General features: G+C 52.3%; 17 protein-coding genes. 13 read left to right on the plus strand and 4 right to left on the minus strand.

Translation table 11 applies throughout. The features are described 5' to 3' along the window. Positions 1–183 precede the first annotated feature (183 nt). The 6 genes from P40081_RS12500 (at position 184) to P40081_RS12525 (ending at position 8,750) form a co-directional block, all read left to right on the plus strand. Positions 184–1,824, plus strand: coding sequence for a response regulator transcription factor (locus P40081_RS12500; RefSeq protein WP_042135803.1), 1,641 nt, complete (start codon positions 184–186; stop codon positions 1,822–1,824). Between the two features lie 67 nt (positions 1,825–1,891). Further along, complete coding sequence (locus P40081_RS12505; RefSeq protein ID WP_042135805.1) at positions 1,892–3,706, plus strand: cache domain-containing sensor histidine kinase; 1,815 nt, start codon at positions 1,892–1,894, stop codon at positions 3,704–3,706. Positions 3,707–3,873: 167 nt separating this feature from the next. Continuing rightward, on the plus strand, positions 3,874–4,785 hold the full coding sequence (locus tag P40081_RS12510) for an ABC transporter permease (RefSeq protein WP_042141012.1): 912 nt from the start codon (positions 3,874–3,876) through the stop codon (positions 4,783–4,785). A gap of 24 nt (positions 4,786–4,809) precedes the next feature. Continuing rightward, the gene (locus P40081_RS12515) at positions 4,810–5,685 is read left to right on the plus strand and encodes a carbohydrate ABC transporter permease (protein ID WP_042135807.1); all 876 of its coding nucleotides are present in this window, start codon (positions 4,810–4,812) and stop codon (positions 5,683–5,685) included. 64 nt (positions 5,686–5,749) lie between these two features. Next, positions 5,750–7,309, plus strand: coding sequence for an extracellular solute-binding protein (locus P40081_RS12520; protein ID WP_042135809.1), 1,560 nt, complete (start codon positions 5,750–5,752; stop codon positions 7,307–7,309). Positions 7,310–7,340: 31 nt separating this feature from the next. Next, the gene (locus tag P40081_RS12525) at positions 7,341–8,750 is read left to right on the plus strand and encodes an FAD-dependent oxidoreductase (protein ID WP_081969929.1); all 1,410 of its coding nucleotides are present in this window, start codon (positions 7,341–7,343) and stop codon (positions 8,748–8,750) included. Positions 8,751–9,231: 481 nt separating this feature from the next. On the opposite strand, the gene P40081_RS12530 is transcribed toward P40081_RS12525, so the two are convergent. The 3 genes from P40081_RS12530 to P40081_RS12540 form a co-directional block, all read right to left on the minus strand. Next, positions 9,232–10,086 (minus strand): YihY/virulence factor BrkB family protein, encoded by an 855-nt coding sequence (locus P40081_RS12530; RefSeq protein ID WP_042135811.1) that lies wholly within the window; start codon positions 10,084–10,086, stop codon positions 9,232–9,234. Between the two features lie 163 nt (positions 10,087–10,249). Beyond that, on the minus strand, positions 10,250–11,404 hold the full coding sequence (locus P40081_RS12535; RefSeq protein ID WP_231575338.1) for an anaerobic sulfatase maturase: 1,155 nt from the start codon (positions 11,402–11,404) through the stop codon (positions 10,250–10,252). Between the two features lie 24 nt (positions 11,405–11,428). Continuing rightward, a complete protein-coding gene (locus P40081_RS12540) occupies positions 11,429–12,619 on the minus strand; it encodes an ROK family protein (protein ID WP_042135813.1) in 1,191 nt (396 codons plus the stop codon). A gap of 244 nt (positions 12,620–12,863) precedes the next feature. On the opposite strand from P40081_RS12540, the gene P40081_RS12545 reads away from it, so the two are divergent. Both P40081_RS12545 and P40081_RS12550 read left to right on the plus strand, forming a co-directional pair. Continuing rightward, positions 12,864–13,475 carry a chromate transporter gene (locus tag P40081_RS12545; RefSeq protein WP_371916273.1) on the plus strand — a complete coding sequence of 204 codons (612 nt, stop codon included), beginning with the start codon at positions 12,864–12,866 and terminating at the stop codon, positions 13,473–13,475. Between the two features lie 14 nt (positions 13,476–13,489). After that, entirely contained in the window at positions 13,490–14,023 is a 534-nt protein-coding gene (locus tag P40081_RS12550; protein ID WP_042135816.1) for a chromate transporter, read from the plus strand. Between the two features lie 84 nt (positions 14,024–14,107). Here P40081_RS12550 and P40081_RS12555 read toward each other — a convergent pair whose 3' ends face one another. Then, positions 14,108–15,646 (minus strand): sulfatase family protein, encoded by a 1,539-nt coding sequence (locus tag P40081_RS12555; RefSeq protein ID WP_042135818.1) that lies wholly within the window; start codon positions 15,644–15,646, stop codon positions 14,108–14,110. Positions 15,647–15,749: 103 nt separating this feature from the next. On the opposite strand from P40081_RS12555, the gene P40081_RS12560 reads away from it, so the two are divergent. The 5 genes from P40081_RS12560 (at position 15,750) to P40081_RS12580 (ending at position 22,803) form a co-directional block, all read left to right on the plus strand. Next, positions 15,750–16,628 carry an AraC family transcriptional regulator gene (locus tag P40081_RS12560; protein ID WP_331281712.1) on the plus strand — a complete coding sequence of 293 codons (879 nt, stop codon included), beginning with the start codon at positions 15,750–15,752 and terminating at the stop codon, positions 16,626–16,628. A 76-nt stretch (positions 16,629–16,704) separates the two neighbouring features. Next, entirely contained in the window at positions 16,705–18,507 is a 1,803-nt protein-coding gene (locus P40081_RS12565) for a sensor histidine kinase (protein ID WP_042135820.1), read from the plus strand. Further along, entirely contained in the window at positions 18,508–20,106 is a 1,599-nt protein-coding gene (locus tag P40081_RS12570) for a response regulator (RefSeq protein ID WP_231575340.1), read from the plus strand. 135 nt (positions 20,107–20,241) lie between these two features. Continuing rightward, the gene (locus P40081_RS12575) at positions 20,242–21,813 is read left to right on the plus strand and encodes an extracellular solute-binding protein (RefSeq protein ID WP_042135822.1); all 1,572 of its coding nucleotides are present in this window, start codon (positions 20,242–20,244) and stop codon (positions 21,811–21,813) included. Between the two features lie 30 nt (positions 21,814–21,843). After that, the gene (locus P40081_RS12580; protein WP_042135824.1) at positions 21,844–22,803 is read left to right on the plus strand and encodes an ABC transporter permease; all 960 of its coding nucleotides are present in this window, start codon (positions 21,844–21,846) and stop codon (positions 22,801–22,803) included. Positions 22,804–22,816: the final 13 nt, after the last annotated feature.

Raw genomic sequence — 22,816 nt, forward strand, 5'->3', positions numbered from 1 at the left:
CGTGGTCTGCTTGCATCGTCGGCCCCTTATTTATGGGCTTCTTGCAGGAGATGCACTTTGGATGTAGAAATTCAGGTCAGCAGGTTATTCAATCCAGTAAAAACCATTTACTCTCCATATGCACCATTATAACGTTAAACTCCGTCTAACCTGGACAGATTCACTATTAAAGGGGACAAGGTAATGAAAAGACTGGTTATTGTGGATGATGAGCCTTCGGTGGTGAACGGGCTGCGGACCTATGTGGACTGGGCGGCACAGGGGATTGAGCTGGTTGGAACCGCAGATGACGGGGACACTGGGCTGGCGCTGATCCGGGAGCTGAAGCCGGATATCGTGCTGACGGATGTCCAGATGCCGTCAATGGACGGCATCCGCATGGCGGCCGAGGTACGGGCGCTGCTGCCGGAGGCCAAGATCGTCTTCATCAGCGGCCACAACGATGCCGGATACCTTAAGTCCGCGCTACAGATGCATGCGGCGGATTATATTTTTAAGCCGGTTAGCCGCAAGGAGCTGTCGGTGGTGATGGGCAAGGTGACTGCTGCGCTGGATGCGGAGACGCAGGAGCGCAAGCGGATCAAGGAGATGCAGGTGAAGCTGACGCAGAGTATGCCGCTGCTGCGCGAGAAGTTCCTGCTGTCCGTAATCAGCGATGGTGTTCATACCGCGCATATTCAGGACAAGCTGGAATTTCTGGGCTTGCAGCAGCTCGCGGCGGACAGCTACATCCTCATGGTCATTCTGCTCGATGATGTGCCGCAGGTGCTGGACACCCGCAGCGAGCAGGACAGACAGCTGCTGTCCTATACGGTGCTGAATATCATCCAGGAGCTGATTGACAATCAGATGCGCGGCGTGACCTTCGAGAAGGAGCCGGGAGAGTACGTCGGGATTCTGCTGGCCGGACAATTGCAGCCGCAGGAGTTCAGCGAATCTCCCGAGAATGACCTGCTGGTGCTGGCAGAATCAATCCGCAGCAATCTGCGGCAATGGCTGAAGCTCAGTGTAACCATCGGTGTCGGCGAGGGGGTTGAGCACTTGCCGGAGATCCCGTCCTCCTACAAACAGGCGAGGGATGCAGCTGACCAGAAGTGGTATCTGGGCAAAAACCGGATTCTGACCATGGACAATATCGTGTCCGGAGAGAGCGGTGAGAATCTGCGTTACCGGTACGAGCCGGAGTGGGGGGAGCGGGTGTGGTCTGCCCTGAAATCCGGAGACCGCGGACGTCTGCAGACGGAGCTTAGTGACATCTTCAGCCTACTTGGGCAGAACCGGGGACAAGGGGCGCGGTATGCGCAGAATGTCAGTCTGCATCTGATTCTGCAGTCCGGCCAGGTGCTGCTGGAGCTTGGCGGAATGACGGAGGAATGGGAAAAACGCGAGACGGCCGCCTGGAAACAGGTTGCGCGCCAGGAGACGATGCAGGATCTGCTGGGATATACAGAAGCCTATTTGCTTGAGGTCTGTGATTTCGTCGGGATGAAGCGCAGCGGCAAGACAAGCGAAGTGATAGAACGGGTTCGTCAGCTGATTGGAGAACGGTACCCGGAGAATCTGGCAGTGGCGGATATTGCGGCAGGCGTCTATCTCAGTCCGACCTATGTCCGGCTCCTGTTCAAGCAGGAAACGGGCGAAACGCTGTTCGAATATCTGACCAAGGTCAGAATCGAGCAGGCGAAGAAGCTGCTTAGAGACCCGCAGAACAAATTCTACGAAATCTGTTATGCCGTCGGCTACAGCGATCCCAGCCATTTCAGCAAGCTTTTCAAGAAAATAACCGGAATTACCCCCAGCGCCTACAGGGAGCAGAGTCTATGAGCAGGGGCAATCCTATGAAGATCAGGCCGCACAGGAATGTAAGCATGCCATATAAGGAGGCTGTGCAGTGAAAAAGGGCTGGAGCTATTTGACCGGACTGGGCCAGGGGATTCTGGCGGCGAGAAAGTGGCTGATTGCCTATGTGATACTCATTCTGCTGCCGGTATCCGTCATGCTGGCTTCCTTCTATCAGCGGTCCAGTGACATTCTGGAGCAAGAAGTCACCAGTACGATGCAGCTGACCCTTAAGCAGGCAGGGATGAATCTGACCTATAAGCTGGATCATATCCGTGACAGCAGCAATTCGGTCTTCATGAACCAGGTGCTCTACAGCAATCTGCAGCAGAAGGACAGCATCACCGATGAGCTTAACCAGCTTAAGGAGCTGCGCAATTTAGCCGAAACCGCCCAGGAGAATGAGGATATTTTCCGGCTGCGGTTTTTTGTTGATCCTTCCCGGATGTACGGAGGGGACCGGGTGAATCTGTATCCGCTATCTGAGATAGAGCATTATCCGTGGTACAGGCAGGTGCTGGAGGCCGGGGGCGGTATGGTCTGGACCGGGGTGTATGAGGAGAGTTATATCGATTTCGGTGACAAAAAGATTTTCTCTGCCGCAAGGATGCTGCGCAATCCGAAGGCATATGAAGAGACCATCGGCATACTGGTGATGGATGTATCCCAGGATCTGATCGCAGAAGTCATGTCAGAGCTTCATTTCTCGGACAGCTATGCCCCTTATCTTCTGGATAGTGAGGGCCGGCTGATCTACAGCACCGGAGAGAACGGTCCGCAGGAAGTCAGCATGCTGCCGGAAGAACTGCTGGATACGATTAAGCAATCGGAGGAGGGAATCGTTAAGCGGACCCTTGGGCGTGAAGAGGTTAATGTGGTCTATACCACGATCGGAACTTCAGGGTGGAAAATGATCTCCCAAGTCTCTGAATCAGAGATTTCGCATAGGGCAACGGCAATGAACCAGTTCACCAGCATTGCCACGCTGGCAGGGATCACGGTCATGTTCCTGGTACTCGTGTTTGTGCTGCTGATGTTCCTCGTGCAGAACATGCAGCGCAGAGTACAGATGATACTGCGGATGATCCGCAAGGAGGGCATCGGCTGGCTGGAGGACAGAAGGACGATGCCAGGGGGGGATTTCCGGCTGCTGGAACGCAGTGTGGACCACCTGATTCACAAGGTCAACATTCTGATGGAGGAATCCTATCAGGCGAAGATGCAGGAGCGGGAGGCGCAGCTGAGAACCCTGCAGGCCCAGATTAATCCGCATTTTCTCTATAATGCGCTGGATATGATCAACTGGTCGGCAATTTCGCATGATGCGGAGGATACCAGCCAGATGATTGAGGCGCTGGCCCGCTATTTCCGGCTCAGCCTGAATCAGGGCCGCGACAATGTCAGCCTTGCCGATGAATTGAATCTGGCCAAGGTGTTCATGGAGATTCAGCAGAACCGCTTTCCGTCCACCTTTACCTTCAGCGTCCAAGTAGAGCCGGGACTTGAACAGTATATGATTCCCAAGCTTACCCTCCAGCCGCTGGTGGAGAATGCGCTGCTGCATGGTATCCGCAAAACCCGCAGGAAGCAGGGGAATATCGCCATAACAGCCCGCCGGGAGCAGGAGGATATCCTTCTGGCGGTGTCCGATGACGGGATCGGCATGAGTCCGGAGCAGGCCAGACGGCTGCTGCTGGAGCCTTCCTCCGAGCTGCGCAGTGACGGGATGCCGGGCTCCTTCGGCCTCTATAATGTCAACGAGCGGATTCGATATTTTGCCGGCAACCGGTGTGGCTTGTCCATTGAAACGGAGCCCGGCCAAGGAACTGTGATCAACATCAGAATTAAAGCGGTTCCATTAGAATAAGCAGATTGCCTGATATACAGTCGCGTAAGACCAGAAATAATCAGATTACCACCTACAACCGCCCCCCGGTTTCTCAGTATAATCAACTCACAAACAGATGGGGGTGAATGAACTTGGGTGGGAGTGTCACGGATTTGGACCGGAAGAGCAAACTTCAGGCAACGAGAATCAGGTCCGCCAGCAAGTGGAGGCTCGCCTGGAGAAACAGGGATTATTATGTGCTGCTGATACCCGGTCTGCTGTTTCTGCTGCTCTTCAAATATACACCGCTGTACGGAGTGCTGATCGCATTTCAGGATTTCAACATTTTCGAGGGCATCAGAGGCAGTGAATGGGTAGGGCTGGAGCAATTCCATAAGCTTATCCAATCGGACGAATTCGGAAGGGTATTCATGAATACACTGCTTATCAGTGTGTACAAGATTGTCCTGCTGTTCCCGGTGCCGGTCCTCATCGCGCTGGTGCTGAACGAGGTCAGGCTGATGTTCTTCAAACGGACGATCCAGACGATTATTTATCTCCCGCATTTTCTGTCCTGGGTGATTATTTCCGGATTGTTCGTCACCATCCTCTCCACCTCGGGCGGACTGGTCAATAATATCATTCAGTGGTTCGGCGGAGAACCGGTCAGCTTTTTTGTCAGCAATGATTATTTCCGCAGTGTGGTTGTCTTTACGGCCGGCTGGAAGGAATCAGGGTGGAACGCGATTGTCTTCATTGCCGCCATTGCCGGGATCGATCAGGAGCAATACGAGGCGGCTGCCATTGACGGGGCGGGGCGAATCCGCAGAATGCTGCATATCTCACTGCCGGGTATCCTGCCGACTGTGGTGCTGATGTTCATTCTCCGGCTGGGCTCGGTGCTCGATGCGGGAACGGAGCAGATTCTGACCATGTACAATCCGGTAGTCTATGAGACAGCGGATGTGATCGGAACCTTCGTCTATCGCATCGGGCTGGGCAAAATGGATTACAGCTTCAGCACCGCGGTGGGCCTGTTCAACTCGGTAGTAGGCTTCATCCTCATCGTTTCGGGAAATTATATCAGCCGGAAGCTGCTGAACCGCGGAATCTGGTAGGCGGGAAAGGAGACAGTATAATCCATGACCAAACGAACCAAAGGCGACAGGCTGCTTGATATCTTTGTCTACCTGTTCCTGATCACACTCGGAGTGATGATGCTGCTGCCGCTGGTTAACGTATTATCGAAATCGGTCAGTGAGGAATGGGCGATTACTTCGGGAAAAGTAGGCATTCTGCCGGTAGGCTTCCAGCTCGACACCTTGCGGGAGGTTATCTCTTCCTCAATGTTCATCCGGGCGTTCTGTGTATCCGTAGGCGTCACGGTAGTGGGCACCCTGATCTCCATCTTAATGACAGCACTGACGGCCTATCCGTTATCCAAACGGAATCTGCCGGGCATCTCCTTTTTCATGGTGCTGTTCATCTTCACGATGCTGTTCAGCGGCGGGCTTATTCCCAATTATCTGCTGATGCGCCAGCTGCATCTGATCAATAATCTGTGGGTGCTTATCCTGCCCGGAATGATCAGTGTGTTCAACATGCTGGTGATCAAAAGCTACTATGAGAGTCTTCCCGAAGCCCTGGAGGAGTCCGCGCGGATCGACGGGGCCAAGACGTACACGATTCTGTTCCGGATTATTCTGCCGCTCAGTATGCCGGTGATTGCCACGATTGCGCTTTTTTATGCCGTCGGGTACTGGAATGATTACTTCGGGCCAATGATCTACATCAACGATACCGCGCTTAAGACCCTGCAGCTCTATCTGCAGGATGTGGTGATGGATGCCAGTGCCGCCAATGCCATCAATAAAAGTGTGGATGATCTGATGAACATGTCACCGGAAGGCATACGTGCGGCAACGGTGGTCGCTTCGACGGTCCCGATTCTGTTCGTATACCCGTTCCTGCAGAAGTATTTCATCAAAGGCGTGCTGATTGGCTCGGTTAAAGGCTGAGGCGGATTTTGTACGAAGTAAGACTGGAAGCTTAAGCTCACAAAACTTATAGGGGGTTATCTTAATGAAACAGACAAAGTGGCTGTCACTCCTGCTGAGTACCGGGCTGCTGCTCGCTGCAACTGCCTGTGGTTCTTCTAACAACACGAATAGTAACGGGGGGGACGCTTCAACAGCAGCACCAGCTTCTGCAGAAGCAACTGCCGCACCGGCAACGTCAGAGAATGCTGCCAAGCCGGAGCTGAAATCGCTTAATCTGTGGTCGAAGGATGATTACAATACGTATCCGCTGGCCAAGGTGATCGAAGAGCGGACCGGCTATAAGGTGAAGTATGAGATGCTTCCCGCCGACAAGGCGATGGATAAGCTCAATCTGCTGATCTCCTCTGCCGAGCCGTATGATGTCATTACCATTTCCGGTGAAAAAGCCGTGTATACCGATTATGCCAAAATGGGCGCACTGGTGGATCTGACCCCGCTCATCGAGGAGTTCGGCGATAATATCAAAGCTTCCATCTCCCAGGCGTCCTTCGATGCAATGAAAATTGACGGCAAAATCTATGGTATTCCCAACAGCTCCTCACAATTTGCCGGTGCCGATCTGATGATCCGCCAGGACTGGCTCGATAAGCTGGGGCTGAAGACGCCGACTACGCTGGATGAATTCACGGAAGTGCTGAAGGCCTTCAAGGAAAAAGATCCGGGCGGAACCGGGAACAGCGGCGCCCCGATGTCAATCGATGGTGCACTGGCAACAACGGCGAATATTACAGGTGCCTTCGGAATAGGCACGAGCTGGAATACGGTGGACGGCCAGCTGGTTCCGGCCCCGCTGCATCCGGGCTTCAAGGAATATTTGACGTACATGTCCGATCTATATAAACAGGGTCTGCTCGATAAAGAATTTGCCGTGAACAAGGATGCTACTCTGAAGGAGAAATTCACCAGCGGCAAGATCGGGGTTATTCAGCTGCCTTGGTATGATATTCCCGGAATTGCCGATGCCCTGACCAAGAACTTTCCTGATGCCAAATATGCTTATCTTCCTGCCCTCAAAGGCAAAGACGGTCAAATGGGCCTCGGCATGAGCGGCGGGTTCGACCGCATTACCTTCATTCCGAAATCTGCGAAGCATCCTGAAGATGCGATTAAATGGATCAATGCCAAGCTGGAAAAGGAAACCTTCAAGCTGATTGCCATCGGTGAAGAAGGCAAACATCATACGTATAAAGACGGCGTATACAGCCCGATCCTGCCGCTGTTCACGGACGAACGCGGCAACGCCAGCAATTATCTGACCGGTATAGACGAGAAGCTGTACCCGATCTACTGGCAGGCCCGGGTGCAGAAGGATGCACGTCTGTTTGCAGGCTTCTCTTACCTGAACAATGAGCTTCCGGCGGAAGCAAGAATTGCCGATCCGCTGGCGCTGGCGCCATCCCTGCCGGAATATTCGAAGAACAATGCTTCGCTGAATCAGATGATTAATGATTTTGCCGTCAAAGTCATTGTCGGTGAAGAGTCCCCGGATGCCGTGGCTGATTTCGCCGAGAAATATAAAGCTGCAGGCGGAGAGGCCAGCACCAAAGAGGTGAATGACTGGTATGCTACAGTGAAGAAATAGAGTCAAAGAAGACTTTTTAGGAGGCAAAAGAATGAACAGCTACAGGATGCGGAGCAGTGAAATTCCGCTGCAGGATTCCTGGGATGTCATCGTTGCAGGCGGCGGGCCGGCCGGTTGTACGGCGGCCGCTGCCGCAGCCCGGGAAGGGGCAAAGACGCTGCTGATCGAAGCGACAGGCAGCCTGGGCGGAATGGGCACATCGGGATTAGTGCCGGCCTGGTGCCCGTTCTCGGACATGAAGACGATCATCTACCGGGGACTGGCGATGAAGGTGTTTGAAGCCTTGAAGGCGCAGATGCCGCATGTAAGCCAAGAGGCGATGGACTGGGTTCCGATCGAACCGGAGAAGCTCAAGGTCATCTATGATGAGCTGGTAGCCGGAGCCGGGGCAACGGTGCTGTTCCATACGCAGCTGGGTTCCGTGGAGGCGGATGAGGAAGGTAATGTGCTGGCGCTGATCACTGCCAGCAAGAATGGACTGCAGGCGCTGAAGGCCAAGGTCTATATTGACTGCACGGGCGATGCCGATGTAGCGGCCTGGGCGGGAGCGGAATATCTCAAGGGTGATACGGCAACCGGTGAGCTGATGCCTGCCACGCACTGTTTTACCTTGGGCAATGTCGATGAATATGCTTATCTGAACGGTCCGCTGCTGCATAACAATAATAAAACCAGCCCGATCTTCGATATTCTGGGCTCCGGCAAATTCCCCTTGATTCCGGACTCGCATATCTGTAACAATGTCATTGCTCCCCGGACGGTGGGCTTCAACGCGGGGCATCTATGGGATGTGGATAATACGGATGCCTTCTCCGTATCCGCTGCATTAATGCAGGGAAGGAAGCTGGCCTCTGTCTATAGGGATGCCCTGGCCGAGTTCATGCCTGCTGCGTTCGGCAGCTCTTATGTAGCCAACACCGGCTCGCTGATGGGGGTACGGGAGACGCGGAGAATTACCGGAGACTATGTGCTGAGTGTGGAGGATTACGTTAACCGCCGCAGCTTCGCGGATGAAATCTGCCGCAACAGCTACTTCATTGATATCCATGGGACGGAGAAGGAAGAGAAGCAGGCGGGAGGCAAGCCGGAGGTCATTAAACGTTACGGTCCGGGAGAATCGCACGGCATTCCATACCGCTGCCTGACGCCGCGTTCACTGAAGAATGTGCTGGTCGCGGGACGTTCGATCTCCTGTGTCCGTGAGGTGCAGGGGAGTGTCCGGGTGATGCCGGTCTGTCTGGCGATGGGCGAAGCGGCCGGGATTGCCGCAGCACTTGCTGCGAATCTGCCGGATTATGACGTGCATGCAGTGGATGTAGCTGTGCTGCGCAAGCGGCTGAAGGAGGAGGGGGCTTATCTGCCGGATGCCACAGAAGGAACAGTATTTGGTGATCCGGGTGCGGCGGCAGGAGAAGAGGGAAAACCGGTGAGGTATCACTGAGATACGAAGCAAAATGATGCTTAGCTAATAGCTGTTTCCAAGCAGGCAATCTCCCGGGCGTCGGGGGGTTGCCTGTCTTGTTGTACAGGAATCGTACACCTTGCGAAAAACCGAATACAATGTGCCCCTGATAGGGTAGATGAACCGAATGTATGCGAAAAACCGAATACAATGTGCCGATGACAGGGCAGACGAGCCGAATGTATGCGAAAAACCGAATACAATGTGCCCATGATAGGGTAGACGAGCCGAATGTATGCGAAAAACCGAATACAATGTGCCCATGATAGGGTAGACGAGCCGAATGTATGCGAAAAACCGAATACAATGTGCCCATGATGGGGTAGACGTGCAGAATGTATGCGAAAAACCGAGTACAATGTGCCAATGATAGGGTAGACGAGCCGAATGAGGCTGCATCCCTCTGATCCCAGCGGATGCAGCCCCAAGTTAGTTGCTGTTAAAAATATTGATAATCCGGTTATTCTACCGTTGCTCCGTCAACCTTGCGTTTGAGTAGGATCGCGTTGATCTCGCCTCCGGCGAGGATAATAATCGAGCTGATATACAGCCAGATGAGCAGAATCATTACGCCTCCGAGACTGCCGTAGGTTTTGGTGAAATCACTGAACTGATTGACGTAAATGGAGAAGAGGACTGATGTAATAATCCAGCCGAGGGTCGAGAACAGCGCACCGGGCACCACCTCACGCAGAGCCAGCCTGCGGCTTGGGGCGATCCAGTAGAGCAGGGTGAACACAATGAACATGACCAGCAGCGGTACGGCGTATTGCAGCAGATCCCATAGCTTCTGGAAACCGTAAGGCAGATCGGTCAACAGGAATACCTGTGTCTTGAGCCATGTACCGAGGACTAGCAGCAGAATGCTGAGCAGTACGACAAAACCGATCGTCAGGGTAGCGAGGAAGGCGATCCCTCTAATTTTCCAGAAGGCCCGGCTCTCATCAATGTCGTAAGCGCGATTGAGCCCCTTAATGATTGCATTGACCCCCTTGGAAGCGGCCCAGAGTGTAGCCAGCATCCCGAAGGATAACAGCGCCTGACTGCGTCCCTCGGACACATCCTGCAGAATCTCTTCTATAATAGAGACGGCTTCGGCAGGCATCACCTGTTCCAGCTGCTGGATTTTGTCCTCCAGGGAAATATTCGCGTACCCGATCAGGGTCATAATGAAGATCAGAAAGGGAAACAGCGACAGAATCAGATAATAGGTCAGCTGTGCGCTGATCCCCTGGACATCATCGGCTTTGATTTTTTGCAGCAGCTGTTTGATGAATGTGAATGTGCCGCCGGAACCGGCAGTCCTTCTGCTCATATAGCCCTCCTTCACTTATTGCGGTATAGGCTTGTTTATGAAAATATATCCATATATATGTGTCCCGCACAAAATTATCCTTAGGTTCAGCAAGCTTGGTCTTATTTTAACACAGGGGGAGGTAAGAAACAGAATGGCAGTGGACTATTAATTACGGAACAAGTTAAGGCATGACCTTGGGAAGACGCAGCCGGTCCGCCAGCTTCTGCATTCTCTCATCAGCGTAAGCGTAGATGCGCATATAGCTCTGGCAAAAATAATCTGGACCGCTGAGGCCTTCCTCCGTGTTCCATTTCCGGTTCCGGGGGCATCCGCCATAACATAACCGCTGCCATTCGCAGGTTTGACATTTGTCCGGGAGAGCGGGCTTCATCCGGTGGAACCGCCTAAAGTTGGGATGGGCAAGCATATCCGCAATGGAATCTTCGGCAACGTTGCCGACCTTCCACTCCTCATTGATGTAGAAATCGCAGGGGAAGGCGTCCCCGTTCTGCTCCAGCACCAGGCTTGAAGGACATGCTGCACGGTGTACACAGGATTCCGCTTCCCCGCCCAGGTAGACGCTGAGCATATTATCGAAGAACCGTACCGATATTTCGGGCTTGCCGTCCTGATACCATTCGTCGAAGGCTTCACACAGGAACTCCCCGTATTCGTCCGCTGAAATTTCATATTCCCCCGGCTGATCAACCTGCTGGGCTCTGAAGTCCATGCAGGGGATAAACTGAATGAACCGGAAGTCCTGCTCCCGGTAGAACGCCATCAGTTCCCGGGCTTTGCCCACATTGCCTTTATGAATTACTGTCAAAATATTAAAGTCAACCTGGTGCCGGCGAAGATGGCCGATGCCGTTCATTACCTGACTATAACTGCCTTTGCCTGCGGCATTCACCCGGCGTGAGTCATGAATCTGCTGCGGGCCGTCCAGACTGACTCCGATCAGAAAATGATAAGTTTTGAAGAAGGCAGCCCACCGCCCGCTGATCAGTGTAGCGTTGGTCTGCAGGGAATTACTGATAACCGTATGCGGCGGGGCATGCAGGGCCTGGCGGTATACGACTTCTTCGAAGAATTCGTGACCTGCCAGCAGCGGTTCTCCGCCCTGCCAGGCGAAGGTGGCACTGCCTGAGCTGTGCCGCATATAATCCTGGATGAATTTATCCAGAACGAAAGAATCGATCCGGTTAATTGCCGGTCCGGGCTTCCCTCCACAGGTACTGTAATAACAATAGTCGCAAGCCAGATTACAATCCTCTGATACCGTCTTCCACATGACACCTAAACCGGACTGAGAACCGGCAGCGCAATTGAGAGACACAGCAATCCCCTCCTGTCTTCCTATTTATTCCACATACCAGTCATTTAGCAGCATGATGGCCGCTCCGGTGGCTACGGCCTCTTCTTTAAGATATCCTTGCGTAAAAAACGGACTGTTCTCGGGGGAGGGATAAGTGTTCTTCCTGGCGACCTCAACCGAAGTGTCGAACACAAGCTGATGTGCCCGGACCAGGGGGCCGCCCAGAACGACACACTCCGGATGAAGGGTATTAATCAGATTAGCCAGCCCGATCCCCAGATACGCAGACGATTCCGTGAATTGTTCAGTAACGAGCTTGTCCCCTTGCTGGAGAGCTTCAGATAAGGAGGCAAAGGTGACCTGTTCCGGAGAAATTTCCGCTAGTAAGCTGCTGCGTCCAATCTTTAACTGTGTGCGTACACGCTCTTCCAGCGCCGGAACAGACACGAAGGCTTCAAGGGCTCCGTAGTTTCCTTTGCCGTGCAGTCTGGGGCCGTTGGTCTGGATAATCATCTGACCCAGCGCACCCTCTGCGCCGGAGGCTCCCCGAACGATATGGCCGCCGGACATCATCGCGAACCTTATAGTTGTTCCGGCATGTACATACAGGATGTGCTTATAATTGTTGGACTTGAGAGCCCGGTGCTCACCGATGAGGGCGCAGTTTGCGCCATTGTCAAGCTTGACCGGTATTTCAAGCCGTTCCTCCAGCATTTCGCAGATGGGGACATTTGTCCAGGAGGCGGCCGGAAAGTGCTCCGGCTCCAGAATAATCCCGCGTTCTGAGTTCAAGGGACCAACAGCGCCTATCCCCAACCCCAGAACGCTGCCTGGCGATATTCCGTGCTCCGACAGAAGAGCCCGGGCACTGTCCGCAACATGATCCGCGAGCAGCGGGGGCGTCATGCAATCATCCATTATCCACCGGGTCATAGACAGCAGATTGAAATGCATATCATACAAGCCAAGTGAAGAATGAATGCGGGAAATTTCCAGCCCGAACAGATACCTGTATGCCGGGTTACACTGGAACAGGATGGGCTTCCTCCCGCCTTTGGAGGTTCCCAGCCCGGAGGCAATAATTAACCCCTGGGATGACATGTCATCAAGAAGACGTGTCATACTGCTGCTGGTCAGTGCAAAATCATTCAACAAATCGGCTTTGGAGGCAGTTCCCAGATAGGATATGCGGTCATAGACCTGTTTTTTGATAGACGCATTAGGGTGGGGCAGCATCAGGCTTATCTCCATTTCCAAGTTTATTAGTAGGAATACCTAAGATAATTCCAAAATGATTTTTATTCAACGAAAATAAGACTTTATACACTCTGATTATGAAGTATTAACAGAATATTTACAATAAAATTCATGACTTTAATCCAAAATGAAATTAATTATGCTAAAATACAAGTGACATCTCTTGGGAGAGCAGAAAAGAATGTAAGGGTGAACTGGAATGAAGCAAAGAGCGGGCAGGAAAATGAATTTGCTTTGGAGTATTTTTTGCGTATTTTTCAAAATTGGACCCTCCACCTTTGGAGGCGGTTATGCCATGATTGCAACCATCGAAGAAGAAATTGTACGAAAAAAGGGCTGGATGAACGAAGAGGAAATGGGTGACATGATATCCGTGTCCGGTTCCGCTCCCGGAGGGGTGGCCGTCAATAGCGCAACGTTTATCGGCTATCGTCTTGGCGGAGTGGCGGGAGCCGTGGCTGCCGTCACTGCAATAACCCTGCCTACCTTTCTGATCGTGTTCCTCCTCAGCGGGCTCAGGCTTTTATTCAAAGACAACGTCAAGGTAGAAGCTGCTTTGAAGGGCATTCATGCTGCGGTAGCAGCCTTGATTATTGTTGCGGCCGGCAAGATGTGGAAAGCTTCTGTTCTGGACGCGGCGACGTTTGTGCTTGTAGCTGTATCGCTGGCCTTGCTGTTGTTCACCCAGATTCATCCGTTTTATCTGATTGTGGGCGGGCTGACAGCCGGAGTCCTGGTGGTTCTGTACAAAAAGAAACAGGGGATGAGCGTAGTTACGGAAAAGGTGCGAACGGAGGAACGCCGTGACCTGCAGTTTCCTGAATACTACATCTGAAGGGTGATTATCTTATGCTGTGGGAGCTGTTGCTGGTTTTTATTAAAGTGGGGTTAGTTTCTTTTGGGGGCGGTTATGCGGTTATAACGCTGATTCAGCGGGAGGTTTCCGAAAAAGGATGGATGGGCAGCGGCGCTTTTCAGGAAATTGTTTCTTTGGCAGGGATGGCTCCGGGCTCTATCGCGACGAATACCGCGACCCTGATCGGATACTCCAAAGCAGGGCTGGGGGGAGCGATAGCGGCAACGGTCGGCATTATTCTGCCATCGCTAATTATCGTCATTTGTATCGCTGTCTTCTTTCTGAAGCTGCAGAGCAATGACTGGGTCAGATCTTCATTCTACGGACTGCGTCCGATTGTAACCGGCTTAATCCTCTACGCGGCGGTTCATTTCGCATTTAGCGGACAAAGCGGATCCTGGTTAAGCTGGACAATGGCGGGCTCGCTGCTGATCTGCGGCGGATGCCTCGTTCTTGTTGCCAAATATAAGATGCATCCGTTTGCGGTGATCCTCCTGTCGGCGGTAGCAGGCATTGTTATTTTCTGACTAAATATATTATTCTGAAAAAAGCGTGAGCGAAGGGAGGAATCCTTGCTCACGCTTTCTTATTTCTCCATGGACCGGCCTGCTTCAGGCATGATGAATTCTCGGCATAGGCAGCGGTTCCTTGCCCAGCTCCGCCCAAATATATTTCAGCAGAAGCTCAGTCTTCAGCTGCCCGTGTTCCGGCTCGTCCCACAGATTATGAAGTTCGTGCGGGTCCTGCACTAAATCGAAGATTTCGCCGTACTGCTGATTGTAGTAGACCGTAATTTTATATCTTGCATCAATATAAGTCTTCTGGTGAATGGTCGTAGGCTCATGACGGAATTCGCAAATGGCATGGTCACGCGCCTGATTCTTGCGGCCCAGCCATACGTCCTTCTGATCCACACCAGTCATCGACGAAGGAACGGGAAGATTGGCAAATGATAAGAAGGTAGGCGCCAGGTCAACGAGTGACTGGATCGCATCCGTCTGTCTGCCTGCCGGAACATGCCCGGGATATCTGACGATGAACGGAAGCTTAATTAAATCCTCGTAATGAAATCCTCCTTTGGCCTGCAGACCATGTTGTCCGAAGAAATGCCCGTGATCAGTTGTAAAGACGACGAGCGTGTTCCCGGCGAGTCCGAGTTCATCGAGCTTATCCAGAATGCTGCCGATATACTTATCCATCATGCTGATCATTCCGTAATAGACCGCTACCAGTTTCTTTTTGTCGTAATCCGTCAGAAGCGCTTTATCCCCGTATTCATAATACAGGTGGGAGCGGTACCCGTGAATGCCGAAGCCGGTTTCCATGAACTGCGAGAAGTCGGGGTTGTCTTCCTGTGTCATGCCGAAATGCGGCGGATTCCGGTCATGTTCCCCGGCCGTCAGTGAAGGAATAGTCAGCGTGTCAGGGTTATACATCGAATCCCAGGGCTCCGGCACCAGATATTCAGGATGCGGATCAAAGAAGCTGGCCCAGAGAAAGAACGGATCTCCTGATTGTTGATGCTCTTCCAGGCGGGCCTTGCTCCGCTCTGCAATCCAGGTGTTGTAATGATATTTCTCCGGAATGGGCCATGTGTAGGTTGCAGACGGGTCCATTGTCCCTGTTGGAGGGAGGAAATAATCCCGCCAATTGTGACAGCCCTGTTCTTCCAGCCATAAGGCATAATGCTGGCCGACATGTGCTTCGTTCGTATGGTTCCGGGCAAGCTCCACATGGTCGAATCCGTAGAAGGACTCGTGGAAACTGCTCCAGTAATCCAAATCCTGCAGCAGCGGGTAAGCTTCCTTCGATTCATATTCCTCCGTGGACTTCAGGGGCTGAAAATGGGCTTTGCCGATCAGCGAGGTCTGATAACCCGCTTCACTGAAGTCTTCCCCTACCGTGTGGCGGTCCTCCAATAGCTTCGTTCCGAGTGTCCATGCCCCGTGCTGGCTCGGGTACATTCCCGTGATGATAGAGGAACGGCTTGGCGTGCAGGTGGGATTCGGGCAATAAGCCCGGCCGAAGGTTGTCCCTTGCTGTGCCAGCCGGTCCAGATTCGGGGTGGAAATCTCGGGCTGGAAGGCACCGATGGTATTCCAATGCTGTTGATCGCTGGTAATTAGTAAAATGTTAGGTCTACTGGACAATGGTTATCGCCTCCTATTATGATAATATTGAAAAAACAACATTTTTTAAATAGCCTGATGTTAGATTTGAATTGTCATTTTGTTAGATGGAGGGAGTGGGGATATGTCAGGAGTGTTGCAGAATCTGCAGGAATACGAATATGAATATGCCGAGTTTATCTACTATTCACCCGGATATTTGGATAGGGAGGGGCAGCTATGGCCTGTCCGTGCCGGCCGTAGTCAGGCTAAGCCGAACTACAGGGTGGGTCCCAAAAGGATCGAGTGCTACAGCCTTCATTTCGTGTATGAAGGAAAGGTTGGCCTTAACTATGGAGATGAGCACATTGAACTGCAAAAGGGCGACATGTTCTGTCTGTTTCCGGATCAGACGTATCATTATTACATCATTCCCGCGGAATCACCGCTGCAGATGAGCTGGCTTGCGCTGGATGGAAGCAGAGTGATGCCGCTGCTGAAGCTAACCGGGATGGTGCCTGAGAAGCCGTATGCTCTTGGTAAGGTGACATCCCGCATTAAGAAAGTACTGGAACGCATATTCGGGGCAATGACAAGGTACGGGCGGTGGGACCCGGCTGTGTCCTTGGAGCTGCAGGGACAGACCTGCGAATTGCTGGCCGTCCTGATGCCCGGAGCATTCCCGGCTGATACACCATCACCTTCAGGCTGGGTATCGGAGTGTATGGAATTTATGAACCTCCATGCTACTGAAGGGATATCCGTTCAGCAGGTTGCCTCGTATGCGGGTGTACACCGATCCTATTTCACCAGTGCTTTTACAAGCCAGACCGGCGTATCTCCGCAGAAGTACATCCAGAACATCCGTATGGGCAAGGCTAAACGGCTGCTTGCTGAAACCGATGCTTCAATCACGGAAATCGCCTTGTCACTCGGCTATCCCAACCTGTATACGTTTACCCGGGCATTCAAGTCCTACTACAAGACTTCCCCGCTGCATACCCGTTCAGCTGGAGGCGGATAACGGCACGGTTTTGTTTTCTGATAATATGATAGCGCTTACTGAAAGTCATTTCCCTCATGTGAAGGAGAGACCGAGAATGAGATTTACAGCTCTGCGCAATAAAATATCACCGAAGCTGGGGATTCAGGGGAAAATATTCATCGCGTTCGGACTGCTCAGTCTATTCTCTATTGTAACGATCACCTCCATTATCTATCTGAATATGCGTGAGACGATTAAGCATAACGCCATTACTTCGGTTGCGGACAGTATCCGTCAAGCCGACGAATCCCTGAATCTTATGTTTGAGGAGATCGATCGTCTGAACACGGTTGCCGTTACGAATAAAAATACGGTAATCGATATATTGCTGAGCCCCAGCGAGGAAATCAGCTATGAGTGGTTTCTGGAGCAAAAGCGGATTAATGAATTTCTGTCAGGTCTGATCGGCTATAAGCCTTATATAACACGCATCGCTGTAATTGGCCTGAACGGTAAGGTTTTCTTCACCGGGGGACCTTGGATTGACCGTAATTTCCTGCAGACGCAGGCGATGGACTACATGTTAAACAACGGGGAACGCCACGCTTATTTCAAACAAGAGGGCAGCCCGGATGTGATTTCCGTCGGCCGTGTCATCCGGTATAACAGGGAATCCATTGGTGTGGTGATGGTGGATTTGAACTATGATTTCATCCGCAACACGTATGGCGTCAAGCCGACAGCGGACAGTGTCCTGTATGTACTGGATGAACAGATGGAGCTGGTATACCAGTCTGATTCTGCCCCTGCATCACTCTCGCCGCAAATGACAAGAACGATATATACCGCTCCGCAGCTTGCGGGAACAGCTGTTCAAGAGGCGGCAGAGCAGAAGATTGACGGTAAGTCCTATATTGTCGTCAGCCGCCGCTCCGGGCACACCGGCTGGATTACCCGGGCGCTTATTCCTCTGGATTCTCTCGTGAGTGAATCGGTGAAGGTCCGGAATCTGATGGTTGAAGTATCAGTTATCGTCTTTGTCGCAGTTTTGCTGGGAGCCATGCAGATGTCCTCCAGGACTACACTGCAAATCCGGCGGCTCAAAACGATGATGATGCGGGTGAAGGACGGTAATTTATCCTTTCCGCGTATGGAGATTAACTCGAAAGACGAAATCGGTGAACTCTACACTGTGTTCATCAGCATGATTGATGATCTGAAGCGGCTGATGCAGGATATCCGGATTAGCGAGCAGGCGAAGCGTGAAGCTGAGCTTACGGCACTGCAGGCACAGATCCGTCCTCATTTTTTGTACAACACGCTCAATACCATCAAATATTTGGCTAATCTGAACGGTGTGCCGAATATTGAAGAGGTCTCTGGATCTTTAATCGAGCTTATGCGCGGGGTGCTGGGGAATTCAAGTGAATTTCTTACCGTCAGGGAAGAGCTGGATTATGTGAACTGCTATATGTCGATTGTGAAATACAAGTATATGGAGCCGATAACGGTTCAGGTTCAAGTGGAAGATGATGAGTTGCTGGAATGCCGGGTGCTTAAGCTGATGCTCCAGCCTATTGTGGAGAATGCCATCCTGCACGGGGTTGTCCCGTCGGCCAGAGGCGGACTTATTCTGATCAGAGTATACGGGGAGGGCGGGGATCTGTTCATAGAAATCATGGATAACGGGCCGGGGATGTCGCGGGAGAAAATGCGGCTGCTTCTGGAATCCGGCAGGGAGGGAAGCGCGTCGCGCTTCAGCGGAATCGGCGTGCGGAATGTGCATGAACGAATCTGCAGAATGTACGGGGAGCCGTACGGTATCACGCTGTTCAGTGAAGAAGGATTGTATACCAAGGTGGTCATTCGTTTGCCGGAGATTCGTACGGATGAACGATCCGCAGAGGAGGCAGGTTGAATGTTGATTCAAGTGCTGCTGGTGGATGATGAACCGCTGGTACATCATCATCTGTCAACGATGACGGATTGGCGGAGTCATGGTTTTGAGATTTGCGGAGAAGCCTATAGCGGTCCAATGGCGCTCCAGGCTCTTGAAGAATTGCAGGCGCATATCGCAATTATAGATGTGAATATGCCGGGCATGAATGGTGTGGAGCTGCAGCGGACCATCCGGGAGCGGTATCCGGCTGTAAAGACAATTATGCTCAGCAGCTATGATGATTATGATTATGTGCGGGAATGCCTGAGGAACGGGGCTGCAGACTATTTGCTGAAGCACCGCCTGAATGACCAATCCCTGATCGCCATTCTGAAGAAGGCTGCCCGGGAGCTGGAGGAGGAGACCGAAACATCGGGTCTGCGGCTGGAGGACGGGAGCCTGGATACGGGCAACAGAACTGAAAGTTTACGTGAGCAGACGCTCCAGCTGCTGGCCGGCAAGCCGGAGGCTGCCGCCATACTTGAGAAGAGCATGCGCCTGAGCGGACTTCTGCCTGGTGTGGTCTGTTATATGGCCGCCGCTGTCCAAATCGTTCCCTTCCTGCTGTTGACCCAAACACGCAGTGATGTGCAGATTAACGGTCTGGTCCGGCAGGCGGTAGAACTAATGCAGCAGAGTCTCGGCGATCTGCCCGAGCGGATGGCCGTTTATGTAGAAAATGGCCGTTTGGCCATCCTGTTCGCATTCAGAGAACGGAGCGAGCAGGCTGCCGCCAGCGAAGCTGGCCGGCTGATGAGCAATGTCAGCCATTCGCTTGAGCTATTCCTGAATTTGAAATGCACTTATGCTATAGGCCATATGTGCAGCAGCCTGTCCAAGCTCGAAGACAGTTACCGTTTGGCTGAACGTGTCCTCGATAACGCTGCTACACGGCTGGAGCCGGATAGCAGTCTTAACGATCCCCGCCTCCTGATGACGATCGGGAATCAGAAGCAGCTGCTTCTAGCCATTGAACGGCTGGATATGGAAGAGGTAGAGCGGTCAATTACCAGTGCGTTCGCCTCTGTCCAGAAGCATCCGCTTCATTCGCCAAGTGTGCAGATGATTGTCAGCGAGCTGCTGGCCATAGGGGAAAAGACATTAACAAGAGATGAAGCTGCAGATGGCGGACTGCCTTCCCGGGAAGAACTTGGCAATATCAATAGCGTAGCCGGGCTGGAACGGTGGCTGATAATTTATTATGAAGGTCTGCTGGGCCGGCTCCGCCGGAGACAGGCGCAAGGCTCCTATTCGAGACATGTGTCCCAGGCGGTTCAGCTTATTCTGGAACGTTACCAGAGTTACATTACGCTGGAGCTGACCGCTGACCTGATCGGGCTCAACCCGTCTTATTTAAGCCGGATTTTCAAAGAAGAGACGCGGACGACCTTCTCCGAATATTTGAACCGTGTCCGTATTGATGCAAGCTGCAGACTGCTCGAAAGCGGAAAATACACGGTTAAACAAATTAGTATTCAGGTCGGGTTCACTACGTACAATTATTTTTTCAAAGTATTCAAGGAGCTGACCGGCACGACGCCGCATGCCTTTGTGAGCCGTCCGCCTGCTGCGAAATGAAACGGTAAGATAAGTGTAGTAAAAAGTCATATATGTGGAATTCCCCTCTTTGCGTGCCCGGCTATAATAAAGTCACATCAAGGGAAGCGCTTACAACGATGGGTTGAGCGAGATCTAAAAGGAGGTTATACAGACATGCGTAAACAACGGACTAAAACGGCGCTAAGCCTGATGGTCATTGCCGCACTGGCAATGGCGGGGTGCAATTCAGGAGCAGGCAACGGCAATGAGGCTGCACCTAAGGCGACCGCAGACCAATCGGTGAGCAAGGACGGGTTTCCGATCGTGCAGGAACCGGTGAAGCTGAGTATGTTCACCCGGATCGCTCCCGTCAACGGACCCTTCAAGGATATGCCGGTCTTTCAGGATTACGAGAAGCTGAGCAATGTGCAGGTGGAGTTCACTGAAGCACCAACCGATGGCTTTCAGGAGAAAAAGAATCTCCTATTCGCCTCCAATGAGCTTCCAGATGTGATGTACCGCTCCGGAATCACCCAACTGGAGGCCATCCGTTACGGCTCGGGCGGCCAGCTCATTCCGCTGGAGGATCTGATCCGCGACTATGCCCCGAATTTCAACAAGCTGATGGATGAGTATCCGGAGATCCGTGCAGGTATCACGACGCCGGAAGGCCATATATATGCGATTCCGGGCATTGTTACCCTGGGCGCGGCACGGACGGACAAGAAATGGATCAACCAGGCCTGGCTGGAGAAGCTGAACCTGAAGGTGCCGGAGACGACGGATGAGCTGTACGATGTGCTGGTCGCCTTCCGCGATCAGGACCCGAACGGCAACGGCCAAAAGGATGAGCTGCCGCTGACCGCGCGCGTCGGCCTCAGTATCGTGACGATGATGAGCGGTTCGTTTGGACTGGACCAGCAGTTCGGCTACAACATCAACATCAAAGACGATAAAGTCGAAATCTGGATGGGCAGCGAACAGAACAAGGAAATGCTCATGTACTTGAGCAAGCTGTATGCAGATAAGCTGCTGGACCAGGAAGTATTCTCCCATACGGAGGCCCAGTTCCTGGCCAAGCAGGGCTCAGGCAAAACGGGCATGTTCTTCGACCAGACGAATAACAATTTCCTGCCGATCTCGGATCAATATATCGGCATTGCGCCGCCGGCGGGTCCGCACGGAGACCGGATGCAGAGCCAGACGGCTCCGATCCCGCGTGACTTTGGGGCGTATGCCATTACTTCAGTCAATAAATATCCGGAAATCTCCATGCGCTGGGTCGACTATTTCTATAGCGACGAAGGCTCGACGCTGCTGCGGTTCGGGCGGGAAGGCGAACATTATGAGCTGAAGGACGGGATTCCCTATTACAAGGAAGAGTATTCTACTTCCGAGACCCAGCCGAAAATCACTCCGTACGCCGGCGGAGGGGCGCCGCATCTGATCAGTGAGCATGTAGCTTCTTATATCAATCCGCCTCAAGTGCAGGAAGCGCAAAAGGCGCTGGATCCGTACATGCCGGCAATCCGCTATGCCGCTCCAATGTTTGACGAAGCAACGGCCCAGAAGGTGAACATGCTGCGCAATGACATCGACAAATATTATGAAGAACAAAGCACGAAATTCATCGCGGGTGCGCTCAGCTTCGACAAGTGGGATGAATTCCAGGCAACCCTGCAAAAGATGAATGTCGAAGAGCTTCAGCAAATTTATCAGGAAGCCTACGACAAGATGGAGAAATAGGCTGATCCTATTGGATAGGAGCGGATGTTCATGAATAAGGCGGAGATTCATAATAAGGCTGCAGTGCCCCGGTTCCGCCGGGAACCGGGGCGCCGCCTGGTCAGGCAAATTGCCAGAAGATACGACTTGTATCTTATGCTGCTGATTCCGGTCACCTGGTATTTAGTGTTCCATTACGGACCGCTGTACGGGCTGCAGATTGCCTTCAAAAATTTCAATCCGGGCAAAGGAATTCTCGGCAGCAGCTGGGTGGGATTCGAGCATTTCCAGCGGTTTTTTGACTCCTATTATTTCTGGAGACTTCTCTGGAATACGCTGTCCATCAACCTGTTCTCCCTGCTGATTGCTTTTCCGGTTCCGATTATGCTGGCACTGCTGATCAACGAAATCGGCAGCAAGAGATACAGTAAATTACTGCAGAACGTCACTTATATCCCGCACTTTATCTCAGTTGTTGTTATCGTGGGCATTCTGACAGTGCTCCTGTCACCGAGCGGCCCGGTCAACATGCTGATTCAGGCGCTTGGCGGTACGCCGACCCGCTTCATGGAATCGGCCGCATGGTTCAAAACAATCTTCATCAGCTCAAATATTTGGCAGAACATGGGCTGGCAATCCATTATATACATCGCTGCGCTTAGCGGAATTAATCCGCAGCTGTACGAAGCAGCCAAGATGGACGGCGCGTCCCGTATCCGGCGTATCTGGCATGTCTCTCTGCCCGGAATCATCCCGGTTATCGTTATTTTACTGATTCTGGATATTGGGCAGTTCATGAACATCGGATTCGAGAAGATATTGCTGATGCAGAATAATTTGAATCTTGAAGCAAGCGATGTAATTTCCACTTTTGTATACACTACCGGAATTCTAAAGGGCGAATACAGCTATACTGCGGCAATAGGGCTTTTCAACTCCCTGATTAACCTGACGCTGCTCCTGCTGGTGAACCGGTTTGCGCGCAAAACGTCGGATACGAGCCTGTGGTAATGGAGGAGGAGAC

The sequence above is a fragment of the Paenibacillus sp. FSL P4-0081 genome (assembly GCF_000758565.1).
Taxonomy (GTDB): domain Bacteria; phylum Bacillota; class Bacilli; order Paenibacillales; family Paenibacillaceae; genus Paenibacillus_AQ; species Paenibacillus_AQ phytohabitans.

What these genes read in the sequence shown, in the direction of transcription:
- P40081_RS12540 (WP_042135813.1), bottom strand. Translation starts at nt 12,619, where the DNA reads ATGCTGCCCCACCCTAATGCGTCTATCAAAAAACAGGTCTATGACCGC.
- P40081_RS12515 (WP_042135807.1), top strand. Translation starts at nt 4,810, where the DNA reads ATGACCAAACGAACCAAAGGCGACAGGCTGCTTGATATCTTTGTCTAC.
- P40081_RS12545 (WP_371916273.1), top strand. Translation starts at nt 12,864, where the DNA reads ATGAATTTGCTTTGGAGTATTTTTTGCGTATTTTTCAAAATTGGACCC.
- P40081_RS12500 (WP_042135803.1), top strand. Translation starts at nt 184, where the DNA reads ATGAAAAGACTGGTTATTGTGGATGATGAGCCTTCGGTGGTGAACGGG.
- P40081_RS12525 (WP_081969929.1), top strand. Translation starts at nt 7,341, where the DNA reads ATGAACAGCTACAGGATGCGGAGCAGTGAAATTCCGCTGCAGGATTCC.
- P40081_RS12580 (WP_042135824.1), top strand. Translation starts at nt 21,844, where the DNA reads ATGAATAAGGCGGAGATTCATAATAAGGCTGCAGTGCCCCGGTTCCGC.
- P40081_RS12520 (WP_042135809.1), top strand. Translation starts at nt 5,750, where the DNA reads ATGAAACAGACAAAGTGGCTGTCACTCCTGCTGAGTACCGGGCTGCTG.
- P40081_RS12560 (WP_331281712.1), top strand. Translation starts at nt 15,750, where the DNA reads ATGTCAGGAGTGTTGCAGAATCTGCAGGAATACGAATATGAATATGCC.
- P40081_RS12565 (WP_042135820.1), top strand. Translation starts at nt 16,705, where the DNA reads ATGAGATTTACAGCTCTGCGCAATAAAATATCACCGAAGCTGGGGATT.
- P40081_RS12575 (WP_042135822.1), top strand. Translation starts at nt 20,242, where the DNA reads ATGCGTAAACAACGGACTAAAACGGCGCTAAGCCTGATGGTCATTGCC.
- P40081_RS12550 (WP_042135816.1), top strand. Translation starts at nt 13,490, where the DNA reads ATGCTGTGGGAGCTGTTGCTGGTTTTTATTAAAGTGGGGTTAGTTTCT.
- P40081_RS12570 (WP_231575340.1), top strand. Translation starts at nt 18,508, where the DNA reads ATGTTGATTCAAGTGCTGCTGGTGGATGATGAACCGCTGGTACATCAT.
- P40081_RS12530 (WP_042135811.1), bottom strand. Translation starts at nt 10,086, where the DNA reads ATGAGCAGAAGGACTGCCGGTTCCGGCGGCACATTCACATTCATCAAA.